The organism is Pseudomonadota bacterium, assembly GCA_030860485.1.
In the GTDB taxonomy this organism is placed as follows: Bacteria; Pseudomonadota; Gammaproteobacteria; order JACCXJ01; family JACCXJ01; genus JACCXJ01.
Genome location: JALZID010000351.1, coordinates 23,389 through 30,013, shown reverse-complemented (window position 1 = coordinate 30,013; position 6,625 = coordinate 23,389). Strand labels below are relative to the sequence as shown.

The 6,625-nt window shown below is 59.1% G+C and carries 4 protein-coding genes; all 4 read left to right on the top strand.

Going from position 1 to position 6,625, the window contains the following annotated elements; translation table 11 throughout:
• Positions 1-929: 929 nt before the first annotated feature.
• The 4 genes from M3461_21840 (at position 930) to M3461_21825 (ending at position 6,483) form a co-directional block, all read left to right on the top strand.
• On the top strand, positions 930-1,802 hold the full coding sequence (locus M3461_21840) for a glycosyltransferase (GenBank protein MDQ3776798.1): 873 nt from the start codon (positions 930-932) through the stop codon (positions 1,800-1,802).
• Between the two features lie 8 nt (positions 1,803-1,810).
• On the top strand, positions 1,811-2,800 hold the full coding sequence (locus tag M3461_21835) for a glycosyltransferase (GenBank protein ID MDQ3776797.1): 990 nt from the start codon (positions 1,811-1,813) through the stop codon (positions 2,798-2,800).
• Positions 2,801-2,887: 87 nt separating this feature from the next.
• Complete coding sequence (gene asnB, locus M3461_21830) at positions 2,888-4,789, top strand: asparagine synthase (glutamine-hydrolyzing) (protein ID MDQ3776796.1); 1,902 nt, start codon at positions 2,888-2,890, stop codon at positions 4,787-4,789.
• A gap of 656 nt (positions 4,790-5,445) precedes the next feature.
• A complete protein-coding gene (locus M3461_21825) occupies positions 5,446-6,483 on the top strand; it encodes a GNAT family N-acetyltransferase (protein ID MDQ3776795.1) in 1,038 nt (345 codons plus the stop codon).
• The last annotated feature ends 142 nt before the right edge of the window (positions 6,484-6,625 follow it).

The window sequence follows — 6,625 nt, the reverse complement described above, 5'->3', positions numbered from 1 at the left end:
CACGCGCCATCGACTACCTCGCCGGGAACGCACGACGCGCACACCCTAAACGGGATCGACAACGTGGGCGGCTGCAATTCGGTCTGGAGCCGATTTTCGCGAATCCTTAACTACATAACCTATGAGCCGCGGCATAGGTCGGTGCGGCAAATCGGCGATTAGCGGCGGTGGCGCTGAGTCTTGGTGGCCCGGCGGTCAGGGTGACGGCACGCAGGGTGAGGATGGCTGTTGCCCTGGCTGGCAGAGCGGTTCATGCGTTGGGTCGCGAGGGTCTTGCAGGCGGCCTCAACCATACCAGAGGCGATGGGCAGGTTGCTCTCGGCCATTTCGGCGTAGCGCATGCGGCGGCGATGCCGACGGAAATAACCGAGCACCTCTGCGATGCACCCTCGGGTGGATGTATCCGGTGCAGTGCACGTGCGTCCGGATGACTTTGAAGACGCCATCGCCGTCCTCCCGCAGCAGGTGGTGGTACTTCTCACCGGGCCTGGGCTTTTGGGCTATGCTCCCCATAGGCGTCATTGAAGGCGGCCTGCTCGGTGGGCTGCATGCCTCCCAGCTCCCGAAACCCGCCCTCTGGGGCGAGAGATGGGCGGCGACGACCAAACTCATCTGCCGGGCCGCGAGCGGCATCTAGCGCAACACCCGGTGATGCAGACGGCCATCGATGAGCACGTAGGGTAAGTCCACATCGAGCCGCTCAAGCTGCTCAGCAAGCAGCCGATCTCCCCATCGGCGCCCAACCCCGCACTCCGCTCAGTCCATGACCCGCCACGGGACAAATCGTCACCGGCGCTGATGTTCACACGTGAAGCCGAAACCTAGTATAATGGATTAGTTATGTTATACTATTGAGATCAGTTCGAGACTTACACCCATCCGAATCCCGAAACGTTCCCCATTTCTCATAGAGCGGGTATAGTGTGAAGATGAACCCACCGCGTTATATCGTTATCACCCCGGCCCGCGACGAGGAGGGCAACATAGGCCATACCATTCGGTCGATGGTTGGGCAAACACGCCCGCCAGCCTTGTGGGTCATCGTCAACGACGGTTCGACGGACCAAACCGCGAACATCATCGACGTGGCGGCGCAGGAGCATTCCTGGATTCTGCCGGTTCACCGCGCCGACCGCCGTTTCCGTCAGCCAGGCGGCGGCGTTGTTGAGGCCTTTTACGACGGGTACTGTCGCATCCCGGCCGAGCCGTGGGACTTCCTGGTCAAGCTTGACGCCGACCTCTCGTTCGACACCGACTATTTTGAACGCTGTCTGCAGAAATTCGCCGATGACCCCAAACTCGGCATCGGGGGCGGATTAATCTGCCAGCAGGTGGACGGCAATCTGGTATGCGAATCGCCCGGTGACCCCTCCTTCCATGTGCGCGGCGCCACCAAGATCTACCGGCATGATTGCTGGGCGGAGATCGGTGGGCTGTTGCGCGCACCCGGCTGGGACACGATCGATGAGCTCACGGCCAACATGCTTGGCTGGACGACCCGCACGTTCAAAGACGTTCCACTCAAGCACCACCGCTACACCGGCAGCGCGGACGGAACCTGGAAGAACTACGTCAAGTTTGGTCTCGCCAACTACATCACCGGGTATCATCCGCTTTTCATGGCGTTGAAGTGTCTCAAGCGCTGCGGCCACAAACCGTATCTAGTGGGGGCGGTCGGCTTGTGGTGGGGGTTCTGCCGTGGGTATCTAAAGCGCGTTACCCGAGTGGATGATGCCGAACTCATCCGGTACGTCCGCCGGCAACAGTTCAACAAAATCGTTTTCAAGCCGAGCCTCTGGTAGCCGGTACCATGACCCTCTCGATCATCATCGTCAATTGGAACTCCAAAGACTACGTCCGGCAGTGCCTCACCTCGCTGTTCCGGCACTGCCCGGGCGGGGATTGGGAAGTGGTCGTCGTCGATGGTGCCTCATTCGACGGCTGCGACGAGATGCTGGCGCGCGAGTTTCCTGCCGTCACTTTTCTCCAAAGCGACGAGAACATCGGCTTCGCCCGCGCCAACAATTTTGGGGTCCGTCATGCCACCGGTCGGTATCTGCTTTTTCTCAATCCGGACACGGAATTCATCGAAGATTCAGTGCGCGTCCTCCTCGATCAGCTCGCATCTCTTCCCGACGCCGGCGCCGTCGGCTGCCGGCTGCTTAACGGCGACCGGACGCTCCAGACCAGTTGCGTCCAGTCGTTTCCTACCATTCTCAACCAAGCCCTCGACTCCGATTTTCTCCGCCTGCGCTTTCCCCGGTCGCCCCTGTGGGGCATGGCCGCATTGCACGTAGGACGGCGGGAGCCCACCGAGGTCGAGGCGCTTTCCGGCGCCTGCATCCTGGCAAGACGCGAGAGCTTTGAGCGCATCGGGGGCTTTACAGAAAGCTACTTCATGTATGGGGAGGACCTCGATTTGTGCTTCAAGCTCCGCCGCGCAGGGTTCAAAGTCTTCCACGTTCCGGAAACCAGCCTTGTGCACTTTGGCGGCGCGAGCACCAGCCGGGCCGCCAGCAACTTCTCGACGGTCATGATGCGTGAATCGGTTTACCGGTTCATGCGGCTTAACCGAGGACTTTGCGCGGCGCTGGGCTACCGGTTCTCCACGATGCTATCGGCGTTGGCTCGGCTGCTGCTGATTGGGCCGATGATGATCTTTGGCGACCGGGTGGTGCGTCATGGCTCCGACTCATTGCGAAAGTGGTTTGCCATCCTCCGCTGGAGCCTCGGATTTGAAACGCGGAGGCGCACGCCTTCGCCCAAAACGGCCGCCACCGCTATAGCCCAGACAAGCTGATGATCACCGGGTGGAAACGCAGCCTCCCCGCCCGTTTCGCCTGCAGGTCCACAAACCCTTAGTCCCTTACTCCCTTTCAATCGAACCATGTGTGGAATCGTCGGAACACTGCTCTTTGCTGGCGAAAACCATGTGCCCCGCGCCCAGATCGAGGCGATGCTCGGCCCCATCGCCCACCGCGGGCCCGACGGGCAGGGCATTTATCTGAACGGCGAAATGGGCCTGGGACACTGCCGCCTTTCCATCATTGACCTGAGCACCGGTGACCAGCCGATGGCCAACGAGGATGAAACCGTATGGATCGTCTTTAACGGGGAGATCTACAACTTCCAGCCGTTGCGAGAGCAACTGCTCGCCCGTGGCCATGTTTTCCGCTCGCACACCGATACGGAAGTTATCATCCACCTCTATGAGGAATACGGCCCTGAGTGCCTGCGGCACCTGCAAGGGATGTTCGCCTTCGCGCTCTGGGACACGAAGCGGCGTCGGCTGTTCGTGGCCCGTGACCGCGTGGGTATCAAGCCGCTTTATTACTGCCAGACACCTGGCGCGCTCTACTTCGCCTCCGAGCTGAAAGCGATCATCGCGGATCCCGTCGTGTCCCGCGAGATTTCCGCGCCTGCCCTCCGGCAGTTCTTCTCCTTCTATTATCTGCCGGGGGAAGAAACGCTGTTTAAGTCTATTCGCAAACTGCTTCCCGGGCATTATCTCGTGGCTGAGCACGGCTGCGTCTCGATCCATCGCTACTGGGACTTGCGGTTCACAACAGAGCGTTCGGGTCGGTCCTTCGACGAAACGGTCGAGGAACTCTACGGTTTGCTTGGCTCGACGGTGCGCGACCATATGATTGCCGACGTGCCCGTCGGCGTGCTACTTAGCGGCGGAGTGGATTCGTCGGCAGTGTTGAGTTTCGCGGTCAAGGACACGGCAACGAAGGTCAAATCCTTCACCGTCGGATTTGACGGCGACAAGGTAGTCGACGAGCGCCCCTATGCTCGGATGGCGTCGGAACGTTTTGGCACGGAACATTATGAGCTCAGCATTACTGCGGAGGACTTCTGGAATTTCCTTCCCAGCTACGTCTGGCATATGGAGGAACCCGTGTGCGAGCCGCCGGCCGTGGCCCTTTATTACGTTTCCAAGCTGGCCCGCGACTACGTCAAGGTGCTGCTGTCCGGCGAAGGAGGTGATGAGGCCTTTGCCGGCTACCCGAACTACCCGAACATGCTGCGCCTGGACCACATCCAGCGTGCACTTGGTCCGCTGGCCCGGCCAACGGGCGCGGCGGTGGCGTGGGCGGCCGGTCTGTTCGATTTGGAACGCGTCCAGCGCTATGGCGCTGCTTTGGGCCGACCACTGGCCGACTATTACTTCAGCCGGAGTTCCTCCCCCAGCGCCTACTTCAACCGGTGTGCTGGCCGCTTGTTCACCCCGGAATTCTTGGAGGCCACCGCGTCGGTTTCTGCTGCAAGCAGCATGGCCAAACTGCTGCGGCCAGCGAAGGATTGCATACTGCTCGACCAAATGTTGTACGCGGACACCAAGACTTGGCTGCCGGACGACCTGCTGGTGAAGGCGGACAAGATGACGATGGCTAATTCGCTGGAGCTACGGGTGCCACTGCTCGATCACAAGGTGCTGGAATTTGCCGCATCGCTACCAACGGAATACAAGGTGTGGGGTGGCGAGACCAAGCGCGCGTTGAAGGCCGCGTTCGCCCGGGTGCTGCCCGCCAGAGTGCTCACCCGGAAGAAAGCGGGTTTTCCGGTGCCCTACCACGTTTGGCTGCGCGGGCCGCTGGCCGCTCGCGTCAGGGACGTGCTATTATCGGAACGTGCCGCCGGCCGCGGTTGTTTCCAGCGAGCGCAGGTGGAGAGCCTGCTAGAGATTCATGAGCGAACCGGGGCATATCCCAAAGAGGTGTTCTCGCTGTTGGTCACTGAACTCTGGCACCGCCGGTTCTTGGATTCCGCCCCAAACTCGGGGTAAGACCTTCGCCACATCGCTATAAATGGATCCCAGCACAATGGGTAAAGAAGCGGAGAAAAAGGTTTGCTCGATAACGTGTCAATCTTCCAAGCGTGATAGCTTTACTTCCCCGATCAACGCCCTCGAATCGTCGATTCTGTTGGTTGAGGGTGCTCGTGGTGTTCTTCGCCCCAGGGTGGTGAGGTCTGATGGGAATGGTGGCCGGAGTGCCTTACCTTACGGAGGGGCCGCAGGTGCAGGTCTTGGGGGTCCATCCATTCGCTGTGAGATCCGGGTCCTGGAAACCACCCCTGTGTCCTTGGAGATCAAGATCCGTAAGTCGAACATCATGGGGACTGAGTTGCGCCTCCTCCCGCACGGAGCTAGTATACGCGTAGTTGTCACGCCCGCAACGCGTCCCATCTCCGCAGCAAATCGGTTGACGACGTCGGCAAGATCAAGAGAACCGAGTAATCAGCCGCTCTTCTATTCGATGATGCACTGCCCCCTAAGTGGTCTAGGCGACTTGTTCCCAACTGCGGTAGCAGGTAATGATGTCGTAACGTGGCCGGCTTCCTCGGCACAAGGCCGTAAACAATAGGGGTCTACCTACATGCAGTTAGCTCTCGTACAACGCCTTGCATGGCCGTCCAAAGTGAAGAAAGAGGCACATCGTCATGTTTCGATCTGAAACCCCACTCTTCCTGGACCCATCCGACGAGCGTTGGTTACGTTTTTTGCCAACGCGACCCGAAGCAACCCTTTATCATCACCCCGCCTGGATCAACCTCCTTGCGGGCTGTTATCGCTACCGCCCGTTCATCATCGCCGTCGCCGCATGCGACGGATCGTTGCGCGCAGGTCTACCGATGATGGAAGTTCATAGCCGGCTTACTGGACAACGATGGGTTGGGCTGCCATTTACCGATCACTGTGCGCCGCTTTATTGTGATGAGGCAGCACTACAAGGACTGACCGATTATCTCGTTGCCCTATTCAGCCAGGGAAGTATACCCAGAATTATTGTGCATGCGGGACTTACGCGCCGCGCTGAGATTCACGCGCAGATGAGTTATGTCTTGCACACCATCGACTTGGGCCCCGACGTCGACTCGGTCACTTCTCGCTTCCACGCCATGCATCGGAGAAATATCAAGACCGCTGAGAAGAAGGGAGTGCGCATTAGAAAGGGTACAGATCGTGAACACATCGCTATCTTCTACCAGCTGCACTTAGAGACGCGCCGTCATCAAGGAACGCCTATCCAACCCTGGCGCTTCTTCGAGTCTCTTGCTCGCCTCATTGCTCAGGGTTTTGGATTTGTCTCGCTGGCCTATAAAGATGATGTGTGCCTCGCCGGGGCTGTCTTTTTGCACTATCGGCAGATCCTTATCTACAAATATGGAGCTTCTCGCAGAGATGCTTTGGAATTGCGACCGAACAATCTTCTGTTCGCGAATGCGATCCGCTGGGGATGTGAGCACGGCTACCGGGCGTTTGATCTGGGTCGAACCGATCTGACGAATACAGGTCTACGCGATTTCAAGAGCAAATGGGGGGCGATCGAGATGCCACTCGCCTATTCGAATCTGCCTCCTGTGGATTGCGAGTTCACGACGGGGACATTGATGACTACGATGCAAACGGTCATTCGCCACTCTCCAGGATGGATATGCCGGGTTATTGGTGAATTACTCTACAGGCACGTCGCATGATCACACCAACAACAACCATCCAGCTTCTGGATGTGTCGGCCTGCGACACCAGCGGCGCAGTAGCGGGCAGCTATTCAGCGCACCATTCCCCTGCTAGAACTCTCCATTCGACCGGACCGACCCGCCAGCCTGCTCGACTCTG